The organism is Rhizobium sp. USDA 4016, assembly GCF_056279705.1.
Map to the genome: position 1 here is coordinate 1,328,931 of NZ_JBWCCY010000004.1, position 20,752 is coordinate 1,349,682.

Genomic DNA, 20,752 nt, shown 5'->3' on the forward strand with positions numbered 1-20,752 from the left:
GCTGTTGCGCCGCAACCCGGCGAAAATCGTCAGGCGGCGATCCGGCGATAACCGGCCGTCACGGCGCCTGCAGCGATCAATAACGTCCCGCCGGTGCGATTGACGGCGCGCTGTACGCTGGCCTTGCGGATGAGGCCGCGTGCGGCATTCGCTAGAAGTGCGTAAGTCGAAGCATTGATCGCGGCGAGAACGAGGAAGGTCAGCTCCATGATGACCATCTGTTCGAAGAAGGGCTTTGCGGGGTTGAGGAATTGCGGAACGAAGGCGACGAAAAAGACGATGCTCTTCGGATTGAGCGCCGTCACGATATAGGCGTGCAGGAAGATCTTCAGCGACTTCTCTTCCGGCAGGTTGTCGTTGTCGGCCACCGGTTCGGTGATGAGCGGCGCGCGCCAAAGCTTGATGCCTAGCCAGATGAGGTAGGCGCCGCCAATCCACTTCAACACCGTGAAGAGCATTGCCGATGCCGCCAGAACCGCACCGAGGCCGAAGAGGGAAGCCGTCATCGCCGTGAAATCGCCGAGCGCCACGCCGCTCACCGTCGCCAGCGCCGTCCTTCGTCCATGGCCAAGCGCATAGGACACGACGAGCAGGATGGTCGGCCCCGGAATGGCAAGCATGATGGCGGATGCGGCGGCGAAAGCGAGCCAGGCTTCAAGCGACATGGAATCTCCTCCTAATCCCTAGGAAACAAGCAAAGACACCATATTAGCCCTGCGTCAATCATGCTTCCTGGTATTTTTGTCCGATCGTATCCATCACTTCGGCGAACCATCTGGTCGAAAGATCGAAGGCCTTGCCGCCCTTGATGCGGGGGAACTCGATGGTGCGCAATTTGCCGTCCTGTCCTTCGTCATGGCCAGTGACGCCGGAGACCTTGTTGAGGGCGCTTTCGACAGCCAGGTCAACCATGCTGTGGATGAGGCGGAGGTCGTCGGCATTGGCGGGCGCGGAGCGGGCGAAATAGCCGGATTTCTGGACCAGCGAACGCTCGGCATTGACGAGGTTGGCGAACTGTTTCTGGAACCAGCCGCCGACATTGATCGTGTCGATCTTAACATGGCCGAAGGCATCGCGCTTGATGGTCTCGCCGGCGTCCTCGCGCTCCGCGACGATGGCATCGAGGCAGGCGCCTTCAGAGACGAAGACGGTTGCATGGCCGGTCTTGTCCATGATCTCCTTGAGGCGTTCGGCTTCGGCCTGCAGATCAAAAGCCATTTCCGGCAGATAGACGGCATTGATGCTTTTCAGGCCCGCATTCATCATCATCCCGTCGACATATTCGTAGTTCTTCGTACGGCTGAGATAGGCCCGGGCGGTCGCCGCCGTCAGCCAGCCGCAGTGGCGGCCCATGACCTCGTGGATCACGAGCGTGCGCGGCGCCGCACTCTGCTCGTTGCTCACATTGTCGAAGAAATGCGCACCGACTTCAGCCGCCGTCCAGGCGCCCAGAGACTGGCGGATCGGCACGACGTCGTTGTCGACCGTCTTCGGCAGGCCGACGACGGTAAGGTCGTAATTATTGGCAGCGAGATAGGCTGCGAGATCGGCAGCAGTCGTGTTGGTATCGTCGCCGCCGATGGTGTGAAGGATGGTGACGCCGTCATCGGCAAGGCGTTCGGCGGCGACGCGAAGCGGGTTCTCACCTTCCTTGACTAAGCCGCGCTTGACGCAATCGGCGGCATTGGTGAGCTTGACGCGGCTGTTGCCGATCGGCGAGCCGCCGAAGCGGTGGAGAAGCGGCGCCTTTTGGCGCATATCCTTGCTGATCTGGATTCTGTCGCCAAGCAGCACGCCCTGATACCCGGATTTATAGGCAATGAGCTCGGCATCCGGCGCGACGTCGCTGTAGCGCTCGATGAGGCCGCCGACGGCAGAGGAAAGACAGGGAGCCAGGCCTCCGGCGGTCAGCATTGCTACTTTCTGTTTGGCCATTTTCCCTCCTTGAGTGCTTCGTGCGGGTAGTCGCATGCAGCTTACCTAACGCATGGATGCGGCAGGGAAAGAGGCCTGTAAAGCAAAGAATTTACGAAAAATGCGCGGCTCCGGCGGGCAAGGCAAGAAAGGTGGCAAGAAGGACGCATCTAATCGTTTCAAGCCCCGATTTGCTTTCTGAGACGCGCTGTGGAAAATCTCGATCAGGCAATGAAGCCTGTCCGAAAGGCGCATAAAGGTGCGCATGCGAATGCTGTATCTCGCCTGATAAGAGGCGCGACAATTACCGAATTGTGAAAAGTGTTTTCAATCCTACGACCAATCGCCGCCTTGCAATGGCTATGATTATTTGATCAAGGTATTTTCATATTGCGATGCGAGAAACTTCGATGTCCTTCTGGGAAAAACTGTTGAATGCTGTTGGCAACGCTGCGGGTAACCTGCTCTCGGCGATCGTCGAGGCGATCCGCACGGTTTTCGAGGGTGATCCCGAGACCCGTCGCAAGGTCGCGTTCTCCGTTGCCATCATCGCGCTTTCCGCCAAGATGGCGAAGGCCGACGGGATCGTCAGCGAGAAGGAAGTCCGGGCTTTCCGCGACATTTTCTTCTTTCCGCAGGACCAGGCGAAGAACGTTGCCCGCCTCTACAATCTCGCGCGCCAGGATGTCGCGGGTTACGAGGCCTATGCTGCGAAGCTTTCTTCACTGTGCGTCAGCTGCGCCTCCAATTGCGCTGTTCTGGAAGACGTGCTCGACGGCCTCTTCCACATCGCCAAGGCGGACGGGGCGGTCCATGAGAAGGAGATGAATTTCCTCCGTCATATCGGCCAGATCTTCGAGATGAGCGAAGAACGTTTCGAGCAGATCGCGGCGCGCCATGTTTCGATCGGCCGGGACCCTTACAAGGTCCTCGGCGTTTCGCCTTCCGACGATTTCCCGACGATCCGCCGCCGCTATCACGGCCTTGTCAGCGAGAACCATCCCGACCGGCTGATTTCGCGCGGCGTGCCCAGGGAGTTCCACGCGATCGCCAACGAGCGCATGGCTGCCCTCAACGATGCCTATGCGACGATCGAGAAGGAACGCCGCGCCGCATGACCTCGTTCGAGGCCGACTATCGCAAGGCTTGCGTGCAGCCGTCGCCGAACCATGGCGAGCGTGCGGACGGGCGCAAACCGGATATGATCATCCTTCATTACACGGGCATGCCGACGCCGGGCTCGGCGCTCGATTGGCTCTGTCGCGAGGAGAGCCAGGTCTCCTGCCACTATTTCGTCCACGAGAACGGCGATGTCGTTCAGCTCGTTGCGGAGGCGCGTCGGGCGTGGCATGCCGGCAAGGGCAGCTGGCACGGCGAGGGGGATATCAATTCCCGATCCATCGGCATCGAAATCGCCAATGCCGGGCATCCGGGCGGCCTGCCGGACTTCCCTAAAGAGCAGATTGCGGCGGTGATTGAATTGTGTCGTGATTGCGGCAAACGTTGGTCGATCGCACCGGAAAGGGTGCTTGCGCACTCGGACGTTGCACCCATTCGCAAGGTCGATCCGGGCGAGAAATTTCCGTGGGCGGAACTGCATCACGCAGGGGTAGGACACTGGGTCGAACCGGCGCCGATCACCGGCGGGCGCTTCTTCCAGCGGGGCGACTGCGGCCAACCGGTCGAAGCCCTGCAGTCGATGCTCTCGCTTTACGGTTATGCCACGGAAATCACAGGTGAATTCTCCGAGAGGACGGCGGGTGACGTGGAGGCCTTCCAGCGTCATTTCCGCCAGGAGCGCGTCGACGGCATTGCCGACTTTTCGACGATCGACACGCTGCACCGGCTGCTCTCTGCGCTGCCGCGTTATTCATGACGTCTGTGTGACGCTCAAGCAACGTTTTTGCGCAAACGACCTTGAATGCTGCACTGCCACATCATTTCCCTATTATCTCCTCATTGCGATGGTCTAACCCCGGTCGCTGAACGGCGCTCGCGGCTGTTTTTGTGTGTAGCTGCGGGAGTCAAAATGAAACGATAAGAATTGCTGCGGAACGTTGCCAGTCCTTGGCACGTGGAACCGGAAGACGGCGAGGCGCGCAGTCCAGTAATTCTTTGGGTCGGAGTAACTAGACTACATGAGACATTTGATTATTGGTGCAGCGGCATGCGCAAGTCTGCTGCTGGCAGGGTACGGCTGCGCTGTTGCTGGCGATGCAGGTAATAAAAACAATGACGGCAACGAGAAAACCCAGACGGTCCTTTTCAAGACCGTCGACCGCCAAAGCGGTTATGCAATGCCCGATTTCACGGCCAATAAGTATTCCGTTCTAATTGCCAAATACGCCGAGCAATATGACGTGCCTGTCGAGCTTGCCCACGCCGTCGTCCGTGTCGAGAGCAATTTCAACCCGAAGGCACGCGGCAGCGCAGGCGAGATCGGCCTCATGCAGATCAAGCCGGCAACGGCGCGCATGATGGGTTATTCGGGAACGAAGAAGGGCCTCTTCGATCCGGAAACGAACATCAAATATGGGATGAAATATCTAGCGGCTGCCCACGAGCTCGGCGGCGGGCAGACCTGCAACACCATCCTCAAATACAATGCCGGCCACGGCGCACGGAAGATGAACCCGATCTCAAAGGCCTATTGCGGCAAAGTGCTGACTCTTATGTCAAGCGCAGCGCAAACCTCGATTTAAGAATATGAATCGCGTCGGCCGCCGTGCTATCTGGACCTCATAGCGAGGTGAGATATGGCGGCTGATTTCAAATATATCGTCGTCGGCCGCGGCATGATGGGCGCGGCGGCGGCGAAGCATCTGGCGAGACAGACGGACGGCGTTGCCGTGATCGGTCCAGACGAACCGGAAAATCGCAAGGCGCATCAGGGTGTTTTCGCCAGCCATTACGACGAGGGCCGCATCACCCGGACCGTCGATCCGGATCGCGACTGGGCGCTGCTCGCCAATCGTTCCATCGCCCGATATGCTGAGATCGAAGCAGAGAGCGGCATCACATTCTACACCGAAGCGGGTTGCGCCTTCGTGGCGCCGGCCCAGAGCGACTATATCGTCAACGCGACCAAAGCCGCTGCATCGCTTGGTGTCGAAACGAAGCTGCTCGACGAGGCGAGCCTCAAAGCAGCGTTTCCATTCTTTGCCCTGCCGGACGGCTGCGAGAGCGTATTCCAGGTAAAGGGCGCCGGCCATATCAGTCCGCGCAAACTGGTGGAGGCGCAGTCGATCATTGCGGAAAAGGCGGGTGCAACAGTCGTTCGCGACGCTGTGACGGCGATCCGCGAGGCGGGCGGGGTTGCTGTTGTCGAGACCTCGGGCGGCAAGGTCTACTCGGCGGAAAAAGTGCTGCTTGCGGCAGGCGGTTTTTCCATTGGCGAGAATCTGTTGCCGCAATCGGTTGATATGTCGGTTCATGGGCGCACGGTCGCACTGTTCGAGGTGAACGAGGCGCAGGCCGCAGAGTTTGCCGCCATGCCGTCCTTGATCGTCGAGGCGCCGGAGACCGACATCTATCTGCTGCCTCCGATCCGCTATCCTGACCTGAAATTCTATCTGAAGATCGGCGGCGATCCCGATGACTACCTACTTAAGACCGAGAAGGATTTGCGTGCCTGGTTCCGGACCGACGGCCGGCCGGCGGTGCGCGACCATCTCATGGCGATTGTCCGCCGTCTTGTTCCGGATCTGCGGCCGCTTTCCGTTTCGACGGCGGCCTGCGCCGTCTCGCATACGAAGAGCCGTTATCCGATGATCGGCTATACTTCGTCTCCACTGTTTGCGGTGCTGACCGGCTGCTCCGGCACTTCGGCGAAGAGTTCCGACGAGATTGGCCGTCTTGGGGCTGAGCTGTTGTTTAAGGGTGAAATCGGGGATCAGGGCTACGCTACCGATTTCAAACCTTCTTTCCGGTAATGTCATCCGTATATTTCCAGTGGCAATTGGCGGCACTCTCGGCTATTTGAGCCGTGCCAGTTGGCCGGGCAGCCGCGCTTTACCAATGTCGAAAGGCGGTAAGGTGAGGAAAGTCCGGGCTCCACGGAAATACGGTGCCGGATAACGTCCGGCGAGGGCGACCTCAGGGAAAGTGCCACAGAAAGCAAACCGCCTGCGCTTGCGCAGGTAAGGGTGAAAGGGTGGGGTAAGAGCCCACCGCGTCTCCGGCAACGGCGACGGCACGGTAAACCCCACCGGGAGCAAGACCGAATAGGGATGACGTGGCGGGCGAAAGCCCGCCGGCCGGTTTCCGGGTCAGTCATCCGGGTGGGTTGCGTGAGGCAGCGTGCAAACGCTGTCCCAGAGGAATGGCTGCCACGTTCCGGCTTCGGCCGGAGCCATACAGAACCCGGCTTACAGGCCAACTGGCGATTAACTTCTGTGGCGTCGGATTTCGGGCGCCGATCCGTAATCCTCTGATTGTTCGCGATTTTTGCGCGTGATCGCGCATGTGCCGTCGTGCGGACGTCTTTTTCTCATCGATGCTTTCTGGGACAGCGGAAATGTCGATCCTAACCCTTTGTTAAACTTAACAGCTTATAAATTTTCGATACTGCGCTCATCGCGAGACGGGCGTTTCCCATTGACGCCCATATGGTCCCATGATATCCCATAAATGCACTGCACGAGGGCAATCAAACGCCCGTCAATCGCAAAGCCAAGGCGTCTTCCTTTCCGGAGGCGCCGGATGGATTTTCGTTCATCCGGCTGGTGAAGCTGTGTCTGAATTTGAGGGTTCCGGGCATCTGAATTCTGCTCGGGCTCTTTCGGGAACGGATGTTTCGTGTCATGAGCCGCTTCCTTTCGAATGCGACCAACCGGATCGATTCCAAGGGCAGGGTTTCCGTGCCCGCGGCCTTTCGCTCCGTTCTGGCGCAGCGCAACGTCCAGGAGCTCTATTGCTTTCAGGACTTTGTGTTTCCGGCGATCAGCGTCGGCGGCCCGGATCTTCTCGAAAGGTTCGAGCGGCAGATCGCTGCGGAGGATCCGTTTTCGCCGGATGCGAACGAGATGTCGCTTCTTATCCATGGGGGCGGGGTCTTCATGAAGCTCGACGCCGAGGGGCGGCTGATGGTCACGGACTTCATCCGCGACTTTACCGGCATCTCGGACGAGGTGGCCTTCGTCGGTCGGGCGGACCATTTTCAGCTGTGGCAGCCGCAGGCATTCCAGGCGGCCCAGATACAGGCACGAGGGGAGCGCAGGCTGGCGGGCAGGCGCTCCGGATAGAACGAGGGTACGGAATGGCGGCGAATCCTGGCGGAGGTTCAACTGATGCCGGTGGCGGACCGGTTCGCCACATTCCGGTTCTTCTTGCTGAAGTGCTTTCAGCACTTCAGCCGGCTTCCGGCAAAATCATTCTCGATGGAACCTTTGGTGCCGGCGGCTACACATCGGCCATTCTCGAAGCTGGCGCCGATGTGATCGCGCTGGATCGGGATCCGACGGCAATTGCGGCCGGCCAGGACATGGTTGCAGCCTATGGCGGCCGCCTGAAGCTCACGCATTCGCAGTTTTCCAGCCTGGCCGATCATGCGCCTGAGAGTGGACTCGACGGCGTCGTGCTCGACATCGGTGTTTCCTCGATGCAGATCGATGAGGCCGAGCGCGGTTTCTCCTTCCAGAAGAGCGGCCCGCTCGACATGCGCATGTCTGCTTCCGGCGTTTCTGCCGCCGACGTCGTCAATCGCGCAAAGGTCGCCGAACTCATCCGCATCTTCCATTTCCTCGGTGAAGAAGATCAGGCGCCGCGTATCGCACATGCCATCGAGAAGCGCCGGGCCGAAAAGCCGTTCGAAACGACGCGCGATCTCGCCGGGCTCATCGAGGTGGTGACGCCGCGCAAGATGAAGGACAAGATTCATCCGGCGACCCGCGTTTTCCAGGCGCTTCGCATCTTCGTCAATGACGAGCTTGGCGAGCTCGGGCAGGCGCTCTTTGCCGCCGAGCGCGTCTTGAAGCCCGGCGGCCGTCTCGTGGTCGTCACCTTCCATTCGCTGGAAGACCGGATCGTCAAGAAATTCTTCTCCGACCGCGCGGGCAAAGCTTCAGGCTCGCGCCATCTGCCGATCGCCCATGAGCGCGCGGCGACCTTCGAACCAATCGGTAAATCCATGATTGCTGCAGGTAAGGCTGAAGCCGAGGCCAATCCGCGGGCGCGTTCGGCCAAGCTGCGGGCCGGCACGCGTACCAAGGCGCCGGCCGAAGCTGGGGATATGTCGATCTTCGGATTGCCCAGTCTTGCCAGCCTCGGAAAGCTTGGGGGTTGATATGCTGAGAACGTTCGACTTTGTGCTCATCGGCGTCATGACGGCAGCGGCCACCGTGACCTATACAATCAAGCACCGCGCAGAATTGAAGCTCGAAGAGGTTCATCGCCTCGAAGCCGAGATCAAGCTCGAAAAGGATACGATCGATCTGCTCAAGGCCGACTGGGCGCTGCAATCGCAGCCGAACCGGCTGGAGCGGCTGGTGAACACCTATAATGGCGAACTGAAGTTGCAGCCGACGGACTCCACCGCGCTCGTCCATATGCGCGAATTGCCGATGTTGAAATCACAGGTTCCGGTTCCGGAAATCACCGAGGCGAAGAACGGCCAGAAGCCTGGTGCAAGCGCAGGTACGGCCGGTGCTGCCAAGGCGCAGCCGGTTCCCACTCCGGCACCGCGGGCGGAAGAAGAGGATCTGATGTCAACGGGATCTGTGGAGTAGCCATGTCGTTTCTCTCTCGCATCATGGTCCTGAAAAGCCAGGCGCATTTCTCCTCCGGCGTCTATAACCGCTTCGGTGGCCCGTCGGGCAGCTTGCCGCTTGAAGGCTCGCGCAAGAAGAAGTCCGGTCAGGCCAAAAGCCGCGTCGGCCTGCTGATCATCGGGTTCACCGCGCTTTACGGCGTCATCGGCGGCCGCCTGGTCGAATATGGGATGAAGGATCCGGAAGTCGTTTCCAGCATCCTGCCACCGGACCGCCTGATGGCGTCGCGGCCCGACATCCTCGATCGCAACGGCGAAGTGCTGGCGACCGACATCCGCACGGTTTCCCTTTTTGCCGAACCGAACAAGATCGTCGATGCCGATGAGGCAATCGAGAAGCTTGCGACTGTCCTGCCCGATCTCGACGTGAAGGGCACTTACAAGAAGCTCTCGGTCAAGAGTTCGCATTTCGCGTGGCTTCGCCGCCAGCTGACCCCGAAGCAGCAGAGCCAGATTCTGGCGCTCGGCATACCCGGTATCGGTTTCCGTCCGGAAAAGCGTCGCTTCTACCCGGGTGGTCCGACGGCCTCGCATATTCTCGGTTACGTCAACATCGACAACCGCGGCGTCGCGGGCATGGAAAAATACATCGACGACCAGGGCCTTGCCGACCTGGCATCGGTAGGAATGACCAGCGATCAGCCGCTCGAGCCGGTCAAGCTCTCGATCGACCTGCGCGTTCAGAACATCGTGCGCGACGTCGTGATAAACGCGGTCACCAACTACGAAGCCAAGGGCGCGGGCGCGGTCGTCCTTAATATTCATACCGGCGAAGTGCTCGGCATGGCCTCAGCGCCGGACTTCGACCCCAATAATCCGGAAGAGGGCGCCAAGGAAGGCTGGCTGAACCGCATGTCGAACGGCACGTTCGAAATGGGCTCGACCTTCAAGACCTTCAGCACGGCCATGGCGCTCGACAGCGGCAAGGTCAGCATTAACGACAGCTTCGATGCGAGCCGCCCGATCCGCATCGGCGGCTTTACGATCAACGATTTCCACGGTCAGCGCCGCTGGCTGACCGTGCCGGAAATCTTTGAATATTCGTCGAACATCGGCACGGCGAAGATGATCGATATCGTCGGCATGGACCTGCAGAAGGACTATCTGACGCGCTTTGGGCTGCTGACCAAGATGCGGACGGAACTGCCGGAAGTGAAGATGCCGAGCCAGCCGAAGATCTGGAAGAAGATCAACTCGATCACGATCTCTTTCGGCCATGGCGTCTCGACGACACCGCTGCAGACGGCCGTTGCCGGCGCAGCCCTCGTCAACGGCGGCAAGCTCATCGAGCCGACCTTCCTGCCGCGCACCCGTGACCAGGCAGACGAGACGGCCGAGGTCGTCGTCAAGAAGAGCACCAGCGACGAAATCCGCTACCTGTTCAAGCTGAACGGCCTCAAAGGTTCGGGACGCAACGCCGACGTGCCAGGCTTCAACGTTGGCGGCAAGACGGGCACGGCCGACAAGGTCGTCAACGGCCGCTACGCGAATGATTTGAATTTCAACGCTTTCATCGCGGCGTTCCCGATCGATAATCCGCAATATGTCGTGCTGACCTTCTGCGACGAGCCACATAACGGCGAAAAGGGCCAGAACATCGCTGCCTACACGGCTGCGCCAATGGTCAAGAACATCATCCGGCGTGCCGCACCCATCCTCGGTATCGAACCGCAATTTGGCCAAGACGGATCGGCCTTGCTGGTGTCTTATTGAGTGTGAATGAATACCAGCGCCGATTCGCGTGGGGTGGGCGGCGTGAGAGAGAAAAGACATTCGATGAAACTGCGGGACATAGCCGGAAGCGCGTTTCCGGAAATCAAGGAGCAACTCGAAGGGCCGGTAGGCGGGCTGGAGATTTCCGGGCTTTCAGCCGATAGCCGCAAGATCGAAGCCGGAATGGCGTTCATTGCGGTGGCCGGCTCGAAGGCGGACGGCGCGGTCTATATCGCCGATGCCGCCAAACATGGCGCGACCCTTGCCGTGTCGGCTCAAGCCGTCGAGGCTCCCATTCCTGTCCTGGCGGTCAAGGAACCGCGCCGTTTTCTCTCCGTCGCCGCATCGCATTTCTATGGCAGGCAGCCTCAGACGATGGTTGCCGTAACCGGCACGGCGGGCAAAACCTCCGTCGCTTCCTTCACGCGCCAGATCTGGGCCTATGCCGGACATCCGGCGGCCATGATCGGCACGACCGGCGTCGTTTCGCCGATGCGCAACGAATACGGCTCGCTGACGACGCCCGATCCGGTTTCGCTGCACAAGCTGCTGGCCGATCTCGCTGACGAGGGCGTGACGCACGCTTCGATGGAGGCATCGAGCCACGGTCTCGATCAGTGCCGTCTGGATGGCGTGAAGCTTTCGGCTGCCGCCTTCACCAATCTCGGCCGCGATCACATGGATTATCATCCGACCGTCGAAAGCTACATGGCCGCCAAGATGCGGCTTTTCGATACGTTGCTGCCGAAGGGTTCGCCTGCCGTCATCTTCGCCGACGATGCCTGGTCCGAGCAGGCGATCAAAGCGGCGAAGGATGCTGGCCACGATGTCCGCACCGTCGGCCGCAAAGGGGACTATCTGGCGCTGAAGCGGGTCGAGCACTTCCGTCACAAGCAGATCGCCGAAGTTCATTGCGGTGACGAGATTTTCGAGGTCGATATTCCGCTCGCCGGCGATTTTCAGGTCGCCAATGGGCTGGTTGCCGCGGCGCTTGCCATGTCCACCGGCGTTTCAGCCAAGATCGCGATGGCCGCGCTTGAAAAGCTGCAGGGCGCCTCGGGGCGTCTCGAACTCGTCGGCCATACGAAGGATGGCGCGCTTGCTTATGTCGATTACGCCCACAAGCCGGATGCGCTGGAAAATGTACTGAATTCCGTGCGTCCCTTCACGACCGGGCGCGTGATCCTTGTCTTCGGCTGCGGCGGCGACCGCGACCGGGGCAAGCGTCCGATCATGGGTGAGATCGCCTGCCGCCTGGCCGATGTGGTGATCGTCACGGACGACAATCCGCGTTCCGAGGAGCCGGCCTCGATCCGAGCCGAGATCATGGCTGCGGCGCCATGCGCCACCGAGATCGGAGACCGTTCGGAGGCGATCTACGAGGCCGTCGGCATGCTGAAATCCGGCGACACACTCATCGTTGCAGGCAAGGGGCATGAAGAAGGGCAGACCATCGGGAGTGTGACGCTGCCGTTCTCGGACCACGCCGAAGTGCGCGAAGCTTTGGAGGAGCTGAAATCGTGAACTGGCTTTGGACCACCGATGACATGATTGCCGCCATGGCGGGCCGTCCGTTCGGCACGCTTCCTGAAGGCATCACCGGCATTTCCATAGACAGCCGCTCGATCGGTACCGGCGAAGCCTTCTTCGCCATCAAGGGCGACCGGGTCGACGGCCATGACTTCGCCTCGATGGCGATGGCGAACGGTGCTGCACTTCTCGTCGTCAGCGAAGCCCGCCTTCCGGGGCTTGGCCGATTGACTGTTCCGATGATCGTCGTCGACGATGTGCTCGCAGCCCTCGGTCGGCTTGCCGTCGCGTCGCGTCAGCGTTCGCGGGCTCAGATCATTGCGGTGACGGGCTCTGTCGGGAAGACGACGACCAAGGAGATGCTTCGCCACGTGCTTTCGCCGTCCGGAAAGGTGCACGCCTCCGTCGCCTCCTTCAACAACCATTGGGGCGTGCCCTTGACACTGGCACGCATGCCGCTCGACACGCACTTCGGCGTCTTTGAAGTCGGCATGAACCACCCGGGCGAAATCCGGCCGCTGGTGAAGATGATCCGGCCGCATGTCGCCGTCGTCACGACGATCGCTCCCGCGCATCTCGGCAATTTCAAGAGCATCAAGGAAATCGCCGCGGCGAAGGCGGAGGTTTTCGAAGGCTTGGTGCACGGCGGGCATGTCGTGCTCAACCGCGACAGCGACCAATACAATTTCCTCGAACGGACGGCGCAGTCGCTCGGCATCGAGAATATCCATTCCTTCGGCCAGCACGCGAAGGCCGAGTTCCGCCTTGCGGAATTCAACGGTTCGGACGAAAGCTCGGCGCTCTGGCTGACGATCGACGGCGACACGTTCGAAGTGGCGATCGGCGCGCCCGGACGGCATATTGCGGAAAATGCGCTGGCCGCTCTCGGCATCGTCACGCTCGTTAACGCGGACCTCGACAAGGCGATCGCAGCGCTGGCCACCCTGCAGCCCGAAAAGGGCAGGGGTCGCCGCCACAAGTTGTCGATCGGAAACGGCAGCTTCACGCTGATCGACGAAAGCTACAACGCCAACCCCGCCTCGATGCGCGCGGCGATCGCGCTGCTTGCCACAGCCGGTCCGGCAGGCCGCGGGCGCCGCATCGCCGTGCTCGGCGACATGCTGGAAATGGGCGAATACGCGCAAAAGGTTCATTCCGACCTATCCGGGCCGCTGCTTGCGGCCGGCATCGAACATGTCTGGCTTGCGGGCAAGGACATGCTGGCGCTGAAGGAATCGCTTCCCGACAGCGTGCAGATCGAATACCGCGAGAAGACGGAAGAACTGACGGAATATGTATTGAACTCGGTCGCGCCTGGCGACGTGTTGATGGTGAAATCGTCTTTGGGGATAGGCTTCGGCAAGATTGTCGCTGCGATCCTTGACAGGTTTGCGCCATTTGTAGACACGCAACGCGAACTTTGACCGGGTAAACAAGGGGCCCCGAATGCTGATTTGGCTAGTCGAACTGTCGGACCAACTGAAATTTCTGAACTTGTTCAGATACATTACCTTCCGTACAGGCGCCTCTCTCTTCACGTCCGCACTGATCGTCTTCCTCTTCGGGCCGATGATCATCAACTCGCTCCGAATCCGCCAGGGAAAGGGCCAGCCGATCCGCGCCGACGGGCCGCAGACGCACTTCAAGAAGGCCGGCACGCCGACCATGGGCGGGCTGATGATCCTCGCAGGCATCGTCGGCGCCTCGCTTCTGTGGGCCGACCTTTCCAACGTCTATGTTGTCGCGACGCTGCTCGTTACCCTCGGCTTCGGCGCGATCGGCTTTTACGACGACTATCTCAAGGTCACGAAACAGAGCGATAAGGGGTTCTCGGGCAAGGCGCGTCTCGGCATAGAGTTCGTGATTGCCGGCATCGCCGTCTATTTCATGATGCGCACCGCGCTTGCCTCCGGTACCGCAGGCTCGACCTTCGGCTCCTCGGTCGCATTCCCTTTCTTCAAGGATTTCCTGATCAATCTCGGCATCGTGTTCGTGGCCTTCGGTGGCTTCGTCATCGTTTCGGCGGGCAACGCCGTCAACCTGACGGACGGTCTCGATGGTCTAGCGATCGTTCCGGTGATGATTGCCGCCGCCTCCTTCGGTATCATCGCCTATCTTGCCGGTAATGCGGTCTTTGCGAACTACCTGCAGATCAACTTCGTGCCCGGCACGGGCGAACTTGCCGTGGTTCTCGGCGCAGTCATCGGTGCAGGCCTCGGCTTCCTCTGGTTCAATGCGCCGCCCGCCGCAATCTTCATGGGCGATACGGGTTCGCTGGCGCTCGGCGGCACGATCGGCACCGTTGCGGTCGCGACCAAGCACGAGATCGTCATGGCAATCATCGGCGGTCTCTTCGTTGCAGAAACGCTCTCGGTCATCATCCAGGTCGGCTTCTTCAAAATGACCGGGCGCCGCGTCTTCTTGATGGCGCCGATCCATCACCATTTCGAGAAGAAGGGCTGGACCGAAAGCCAAGTGGTGATCCGCTTCTGGATCATCGCCGTCGGCCTTGCGATGCTCGGCCTTTCGACCCTCAAGCTGCGGTGAGGCGGACATGATTCCTGTCACGACGTTTGCAGGAAAGAAGGTCGCCCTATTCGGGCTTGGCGGGTCCGGATTTGCAACGGCCCGCGCGCTCATTCTGGGCGGCGCCCATGTCACGGCCTGGGACGACAATCCGGACAGTGTCACCAAGGCGGCCGCCGAGGGAATCCATACCGCGGACCTGCGAAGCATCGATTGGAGCGTTCAGTCGCTCTTCGTTCTGTCTCCGGGTGTGCCGCTCACGCATCCGAAACCGCATTGGACGGTCGATCTCGCCCGCGCCGCCAGTGTCGATATCGTTGGCGATGTCGAACTCTTCGTGCGCGAGCGCCGGGCGCATGCGCCGGATTGCCCGTTCATCGCCATCACAGGCACGAACGGCAAGTCGACGACGACCGCGCTGATTGCCCATATCCTGAAATCCAGCGGCCGCGACACGCAGCTTGGCGGCAACATCGGAACGGCCGTGCTGACGCTCGATCCGCCGAAGGCCGGACGCTACTATGTCGTCGAGTGCTCCTCCTACCAGATTGATCTGGCGCCGACGCTGGATCCCTCTGCTGGCATCCTGCTCAACCTGACGCCTGATCATCTCGATCGTCACGGCACGATACAGCACTATGCCGGCATCAAGGAGCGCCTGGTTGCCGGCAGCGGCACCGCTATCGTTGGCGTCGATGACAGTCATTGCGAAATGATCGCTGATCGCGTCGAGCGGGCAGGAACGAAGGTCGTCCGCATTTCGCGCCGCCATCCGCTGGCCGATGGAATCTATGCCGAGGGTACGAAGCTCATACAGGCTTCTTCGGCTGCGGCTCTGCCGCTTGCCGATCTCGACGGCATCCAGACGCTACGCGGCGGCCACAATGCGCAGAATGCCGCTGCGGCGGTCGCCGCCTGCCTTGCCGTCGGCGTTTCGGCCGAAGAGATTCGCACCGGGCTTGCCTCCTTCCCCGGCCTCAAACATCGCATGCAGCCGGTCGGGACACGCGGCAACGTCGTCTTCGTCAACGATTCGAAGGCGACTAACGCAGACGCCGCAGCGCCCGCGCTTTCCAGCTACGATCGCATTTACTGGATCGCCGGTGGTCTGCCGAAGGCGGGAGGCATCACGACGCTTGCACCGTTCTTCCCGCGCATCGCCAAGGCTTATCTGATCGGCGAAGCGGCGGCGGAATTTGCCGCGACGCTCGGCGAGGCGGTGCCCTACGAGATTTCGGGGACGCTGGAACGCGCGGTTACCCATGCCGCGGCCGATGCGGAAAAAGATGACACTGGTCCATCCGCGGTGATGTTATCCCCGGCTTGCGCAAGCTTCGACCAGTACAAGAACTTCGAAGTCAGGGGCGATGCATTTGTCAGCCATGTGGCAGCGCTCGACGGAGTGACTATGCTGGTCGGTTCGGCAACAGGAGATAAATGACATGGTGAGCCGTGCGGAACGTGGGCCTTTGGCCGATTGGTTTTGGACCATCGACCGCTTTTTTCTGGCGATGTTCATCTTCCTGATGGGCGTCGGCTTCATGCTCTCCTTTGCGGCCTCGCCCGCGGTTGCCGAGCGCATCGGGCTCGAGCCGTTCCATTTTGTGAAGCGCCACGCGGCTTTCATGATCCCCTCGATCGCCGTCATGATCGGGCTTTCCTTTCTGACGCCGCGGCAGGTGCGACGGACCGCCATCCTACTGCTTGTCATCTCGCTCGCCATGATGGTCCTGGCACTTTTCTTCGGCATCGAGGTCAAAGGCTCCCGACGCTGGGTGACGCTTGCCGGCATCTCGGTCCAGCCGTCGGAATTCATGAAGCCCGCCTTCGTCGTCGTCTGTGCTTGGCTCTTTGCAGAGCATGCGCGTCAGCCGGAAATCCCGGGCAACCTCTTTGCGATCATCCTCTTTGGGATGGTCGCGGCTCTGCTCGTCGCCCAACCTGACCTTGGCCAGACGATCCTGACGACGGCCGTGTGGGGTGGCATGTTCTTCATGGCGGGCATGCCCTGGATATGGATCATCCTGCTCGGCGCCGGCGGTGCTGGCGGGCTGCTCAGCGCCTACTACGTCTTCCCGCACGTGGCGGGGCGAATAGACAAATTCATGACCGGCGAGGGCGACACGTTCCAGATCGACACTGCGCGCGAGGCCATCATCCGCGGCGACTGGTTTGGTAAAGGACCGGGGGAGGGCATCGTCAAGCGCATCATCCCGGACGCGCATACCGACTTCATCTTCTCGGTCGCCGCCGAGGAATTCGGCATCATCTTCTGCATCGCGCTCGTTCTGCTCTTCACGGTCCTTGTTTTGAGGGGGCTATCGCACGCATATAAGGAGAAGAACGACTTCAACCGGTTTGCCGTCGCGGGGCTCGTGCTTCAGATGGGCATCCAGTCGATCATCAATATCGGCGTCAATCTCGAGCTGCTTCCGGCAAAAGGCATGACGCTGCCGCTGATTTCCTACGGCGGCTCGTCCATGGTCGCGATCTGCGTGACCGCCGGTTTAATTCTCGCGCTGACGCGCCATCGCCCGGAAAAACGTGCACAGGAGCGGAGCCTCTTCCGCGTGCCGCACGGAATGCCGGCGGAGTAAAATATGCCCGTGCCGTCTAAATTGTCCCCCACCCTAACCCACTGCCCGCTTGCCGGGAGAGGGGACGTGCCCCATGAGACGGTGAGGGGTACTAAGAAGTTGCGGCATGCGTTCTTCTCCCCGTCAATACGGGGAGAAGGTGCCGCCAGGCGGATGAGGGGCGGCTGCCTGGTTGAAAGGCGAACCTACCGATGAGCAAAGGTATCATCCTGCTCGCCGCCGGGGGCACCGGCGGCCACGTGTTTCCAGCAGAGGCTTTGGCATACGAGCTGAAGGCGCGCGGTTATTCCGTGCATCTCGTGACGGACAGCCGTGCCGAGCGCTTTGCCGGCAAATTCCCCGCGGATGAAATCCACGTCGTGCCGTCGGCGACGATCGGCTCGAAGAACCCGGTCGCAGTCGCGCGTTCGCTGTGGACGCTGTGGACCGGAATGCGTGCCGCCAAGAAACTGATCCAGCGGCTGAAGCCTGCGGTCGTCGTTGGTTTCGGCGGCTATCCGACCGTGCCGCCGCTGCTTGCCGCCACGCGCCTCGGCGTGCCGTCGATGATCCACGAACAGAACGCCGTGATGGGCCGCGCCAACAAGGCGCTGGCGCAACGCGTGCAGGCGATCGCCGGCGGTTTCCTGCCGGAGAATGGCGGCGCTTATTCCGAGAAGACCGTGACCACCGGCAATCCGGTGCGTCCGGCGATCATCGAAGCGGCGAAGGTGCCATACAAGCCTTCCCATGCCGGAGAGCCCTTCAATCTCGTCGTCTTCGGCGGCAGCCAGGGGGCGCAATATTTCTCCAAGGCGATGCCGACGGCGATCAGCCTGCTTGACGACGAGTTGCGTGCGCGGTTGCGCATTACCCAGCAGGTGCGCCCCGAAGACATGGAAATGGTGAGCGGCTGTGTGGCCAGGCTTGAGATGGGGGCGGATATCGCGCCGTTCTTCACCGATATGGCGGAGCGCCTTGCAAATGCGCATCTGGTGATCTGCCGCTCGGGCGCCTCGACCGTTTCGGAAATTTCGGTCATTGGCCGTCCGGCCGTGCTTGTGCCTTATCCGCATGCACTTGATCACGATCAGGCGGCGAACGCCGCAGCCCTTGCCGCGACCGGTGGCGCGAAGGTCATCGCACAATCGGAGCTCTCGCCGGAGAAGATCGCTTCGATCCTGACTCATGTGATGAACGACCCGCAAAAGCTCGCCCGGATGGCGGCAGCCGCAAAGCAGGCCGGGAAACCGGACGCTGCGAACTTGCTTGCCGGCATGGTTGAGGCTATTGCCGCCGGACGCACAATTGCACAGTTCAAGGGGACACAGTCATGAAAATGCCGAAGGCGATCGGCCTCGTCCATTTCATCGGGATCGGCGGGATCGGCATGAGCGGTATCGCCGAGGTGCTGCATAATCTCGGCCACCGCGTGCAGGGATCGGACCAGGCCGACAGCGCCAACGTGCAGCGCCTGCGTGACAAGGGCATCGAAGTCTTCGTCGGCCACAAGGCGGAAAACCTGGGTGATGCTGAAGTTGTGGTCGTCTCGACCGCCATCAAGAAGGACAATCCGGAGCTTATCGCCGCGCGCGAGAAGCTGCTGCCGGTCGTGCGCCGCGCCGAAATGCTCGCCGAACTGATGCGCTTCCGCAATGCAATCGCCATCGGTGGCACGCATGGAAAGACGACGACGACATCGCTCGTCGCCACGCTGCTCGAAGCAGGCGGGCTCGATCCGACCGTCATCAACGGCGGCATCATCAATGCCTACGGCACGAATGCACGCATGGGCGAGGGCGAGTGGATGGTGGTCGAGGCCGACGAGTCGGACGGCACATTTCTGAAGCTGCCCGCTGACGTCGCGGTGGTGACCAACATCGATCCGGAACATCTCGACCACTACGGCAATTTCGACGCCGTGCGCGCCGCCTTCCGGCAGTTCGTCGAGAACGTGCCCTTCTACGGCTTCGGCGTCATGTGCCTCGATCATCCGGAAGTCCAGGCTCTCGTCGGCCGCATCGAAGACCGTAAGGTCATTACCTATGGTGAAAATCCGCAGGCCGACGTGCGCTTCATGAATGTGCGCATCGACGGTGCACGGTCGATCTTCGACGTCGAAATCCGCCGCCGCCGCACGGGACAGGTCATCAGGCTCGACAATCTCGTGATGCCGATGCCCGGCCGACATAACATTTCGAATGCAACGGCAGCGATTGCGGTTGCCAACCGCCTCGGCATTTCGAGCGCCGACATCGCAAAGGGTCTCGCCTCCTTCGGCGGCGTCAAGCGCCGCTTTACGCTGACCGGCGAATGGAACGGCGTGCAGATCTTTGATGACTACGGCCATCATCCGGTCGAGATCAAGGCCGTGCTGAAGGCCGCGCGCGAAGCCTGCAAGGGCCGCGTCATCACCGTTCATCAGCCGCATCGCTACACGCGCCTTTCCAGCCTGTTCGAAGAGTTTGCCGCCTGTTTCAACGATGCCGACAGCATTTTCCTTGCTCCGGTCTATGCCGCGGGCGAAGATCCGATCGAAGGCGTGGATTCCGAGGCACTCGTTTCCCGCATCAAAGCGGGTGGCCATCGCGACGCGCGCTTCCTCGCTCATCAGGAGCTTTTGCCTGAAATGGTCGCGGACATTGCAAAGCCCGGCGATTTTGTGGTTCTCTTAGGGGCTGGGAATATAACTTACTGGGCAGTCTCGCTGCCCAAGCAACTGGAAGGTCTTTCGGGAAAGTCTGCATGAAACAGGTGAATGGGGAAAAGCTTCTCGAGTCTCTCGGAGAAGGTGTGAAGGAGATCCGGGGCCGTATCACGCCGGATGCCCCCATGGACCGTGTCACCTGGTTCCATGCTGGCGGTCTTGCCGAGCTGATGTTCCAGCCGCACGACGAGGCGGACCTTATCGCATTCCTGAAAATCCTGCCGGAAGAGGTGCCGCTGACGGTCGTGGGCGTCGGTTCGAACATTCTCGTGCGCGATGGCGGCATTCCGGGCGTCGTCTTGCGGCTTTCTGCCAAGGGCTTCGGTTCGGTCGAGCTTGCGGGCGACAACCGCATTCTCGCCGGTGCCATCTGCCCGGACAAGCATGTGGCCGCGATGGCGATGGACAACGGCATCGGCGGCCTCCATTTCTTCTATGGCATCCCGGGCAGCATCGGCGGTGCGGCGCGCATGAACGCCGGCGCCAATGGCAGCGAGACCCGCGATCGCTTGGTCGAGGTCAATGCCATCGACCGCAAGGGCAACAAGCTCGTGCTGTCGAATGCAGACATGGGATATTCCTACCGTCATTCCACGGCCTCACCTGATCTCATCTTCACCTCCGTGCTTTTCGAGGGCTATCCGGAGGACCGGGCGAAGATCCGCGCCGATATGGATGCGGTGCGCAATCACCGCGAGACGGTGCAGCCGATCCGCGAGAAGACCGGTGGTTCGACCTTCAAGAATCCCCAAGGTCATTCGGCCTGGAAGCTGATCGACGAAGCGGGCTGCCGGGGTCTCGTCATCGGCGGCGCGCAGATGTCGTCGCTTCATTGCAATTTCATGATCAATATGGGGCAGGCGACGGGCTACGATCTCGAATATCTCGGCGAGCAGGTTCGCCGTGAAGTCTTCGAAAATTCCGGCGTCAAGCTCGAATGGGAAATCAAGCGCCTCGGCGTCTTCATGCCGGGCCGCGAGGTGCGCCCGTTCCAGGGTGTGACCAGCGAATAGCCGTTTT

The 20,752-nt window shown here is 60.8% G+C and carries 18 protein-coding genes and 1 other RNA gene; 17 read left to right on the forward strand and 2 right to left on the reverse strand.

Annotated features, from left to right (window positions below; translation table 11 throughout):
- Positions 1-29: 29 nt before the first annotated feature.
- On the reverse strand, positions 30-665 hold the full coding sequence (locus tag ACZ9DP_RS21650; protein ID WP_039845362.1) for a LysE family translocator: 636 nt from the start codon (positions 663-665) through the stop codon (positions 30-32).
- Between the two features lie 58 nt (positions 666-723).
- Complete coding sequence (locus tag ACZ9DP_RS21655) at positions 724-1,935, reverse strand: pyrophosphate--fructose-6-phosphate 1-phosphotransferase (protein WP_476203530.1); 1,212 nt, start codon at positions 1,933-1,935, stop codon at positions 724-726.
- A 389-nt stretch (positions 1,936-2,324) separates the two neighbouring features.
- On the opposite strand from ACZ9DP_RS21655, the gene ACZ9DP_RS21660 reads away from it, so the two are divergent.
- The 17 genes from ACZ9DP_RS21660 (at position 2,325) to murB (ending at position 20,745) form a co-directional block, all read left to right on the forward strand.
- Positions 2,325-3,032 carry a J domain-containing protein gene (locus tag ACZ9DP_RS21660; RefSeq protein WP_039845360.1) on the forward strand — a complete coding sequence of 236 codons (708 nt, stop codon included), beginning with the start codon at positions 2,325-2,327 and terminating at the stop codon, positions 3,030-3,032.
- The gene (locus ACZ9DP_RS21665) at positions 3,029-3,790 is read left to right on the forward strand and encodes an N-acetylmuramoyl-L-alanine amidase (protein WP_194730041.1); all 762 of its coding nucleotides are present in this window, start codon (positions 3,029-3,031) and stop codon (positions 3,788-3,790) included. Before ACZ9DP_RS21660 ends, ACZ9DP_RS21665 begins: the two co-directional genes overlap by 4 nt.
- 262 nt (positions 3,791-4,052) lie before the next feature.
- Complete coding sequence (locus ACZ9DP_RS21670) at positions 4,053-4,616, forward strand: lytic transglycosylase domain-containing protein (RefSeq protein ID WP_074068935.1); 564 nt, start codon at positions 4,053-4,055, stop codon at positions 4,614-4,616.
- A gap of 54 nt (positions 4,617-4,670) precedes the next feature.
- The gene (locus ACZ9DP_RS21675) at positions 4,671-5,846 is read left to right on the forward strand and encodes an NAD(P)/FAD-dependent oxidoreductase (RefSeq protein WP_476203531.1); all 1,176 of its coding nucleotides are present in this window, start codon (positions 4,671-4,673) and stop codon (positions 5,844-5,846) included.
- A 56-nt stretch (positions 5,847-5,902) separates the two neighbouring features.
- Positions 5,903-6,300: RNase P RNA component class A (gene rnpB / locus ACZ9DP_RS21680), an RNA gene on the forward strand.
- Between the two features lie 416 nt (positions 6,301-6,716).
- Positions 6,717-7,157, forward strand: a complete 441-nt coding sequence (gene mraZ, locus ACZ9DP_RS21685; protein ID WP_028739521.1) for a division/cell wall cluster transcriptional repressor MraZ — start codon at positions 6,717-6,719, stop codon at positions 7,155-7,157.
- Between the two features lie 14 nt (positions 7,158-7,171).
- Positions 7,172-8,197: a 16S rRNA (cytosine(1402)-N(4))-methyltransferase RsmH gene (rsmH, locus tag ACZ9DP_RS21690; protein WP_476203532.1), complete on the forward strand. Its 1,026-nt coding sequence runs from the start codon at positions 7,172-7,174 to the stop codon at positions 8,195-8,197.
- Position 8,198: 1 nt separating this feature from the next.
- Complete coding sequence (gene ftsL, locus ACZ9DP_RS21695; protein ID WP_476203533.1) at positions 8,199-8,639, forward strand: cell division protein FtsL; 441 nt, start codon at positions 8,199-8,201, stop codon at positions 8,637-8,639.
- 2 nt (positions 8,640-8,641) lie between these two features.
- Complete coding sequence (locus ACZ9DP_RS21700; RefSeq protein WP_476203534.1) at positions 8,642-10,393, forward strand: peptidoglycan D,D-transpeptidase FtsI family protein; 1,752 nt, start codon at positions 8,642-8,644, stop codon at positions 10,391-10,393.
- A 6-nt stretch (positions 10,394-10,399) separates the two neighbouring features.
- A complete protein-coding gene (locus tag ACZ9DP_RS21705; RefSeq protein WP_208644996.1) occupies positions 10,400-11,917 on the forward strand; it encodes a UDP-N-acetylmuramoyl-L-alanyl-D-glutamate--2,6-diaminopimelate ligase in 1,518 nt (505 codons plus the stop codon).
- Positions 11,914-13,347 (forward strand): UDP-N-acetylmuramoylalanyl-D-glutamyl-2,6-diaminopimelate--D-alanyl-D-alanine ligase, encoded by a 1,434-nt coding sequence (locus ACZ9DP_RS21710; protein WP_194730035.1) that lies wholly within the window; start codon positions 11,914-11,916, stop codon positions 13,345-13,347. Before ACZ9DP_RS21705 ends, ACZ9DP_RS21710 begins: the two co-directional genes overlap by 4 nt.
- A gap of 22 nt (positions 13,348-13,369) precedes the next feature.
- A complete protein-coding gene (mraY, locus tag ACZ9DP_RS21715; protein ID WP_022714365.1) occupies positions 13,370-14,470 on the forward strand; it encodes a phospho-N-acetylmuramoyl-pentapeptide-transferase in 1,101 nt (366 codons plus the stop codon).
- 7 nt (positions 14,471-14,477) lie between these two features.
- On the forward strand, positions 14,478-15,890 hold the full coding sequence (gene murD, locus ACZ9DP_RS21720) for a UDP-N-acetylmuramoyl-L-alanine--D-glutamate ligase (RefSeq protein ID WP_476203535.1): 1,413 nt from the start codon (positions 14,478-14,480) through the stop codon (positions 15,888-15,890).
- A gap of 1 nt (position 15,891) precedes the next feature.
- Entirely contained in the window at positions 15,892-17,046 is a 1,155-nt protein-coding gene (gene ftsW / locus ACZ9DP_RS21725) for a putative lipid II flippase FtsW (RefSeq protein WP_476203536.1), read from the forward strand.
- Positions 17,047-17,237: 191 nt separating this feature from the next.
- Positions 17,238-18,362, forward strand: a complete 1,125-nt coding sequence (murG, locus tag ACZ9DP_RS21730) for an undecaprenyldiphospho-muramoylpentapeptide beta-N-acetylglucosaminyltransferase (RefSeq protein WP_194730033.1) — start codon at positions 17,238-17,240, stop codon at positions 18,360-18,362.
- Positions 18,359-19,774, forward strand: coding sequence for a UDP-N-acetylmuramate--L-alanine ligase (gene murC / locus ACZ9DP_RS21735; protein ID WP_194730032.1), 1,416 nt, complete (start codon positions 18,359-18,361; stop codon positions 19,772-19,774). The genes murG and murC overlap by 4 nt, the downstream gene beginning before the upstream one ends.
- The gene (murB, locus tag ACZ9DP_RS21740; protein ID WP_476203537.1) at positions 19,771-20,745 is read left to right on the forward strand and encodes a UDP-N-acetylmuramate dehydrogenase; all 975 of its coding nucleotides are present in this window, start codon (positions 19,771-19,773) and stop codon (positions 20,743-20,745) included. Before murC ends, murB begins: the two co-directional genes overlap by 4 nt.
- The last annotated feature ends 7 nt before the right edge of the window (positions 20,746-20,752 follow it).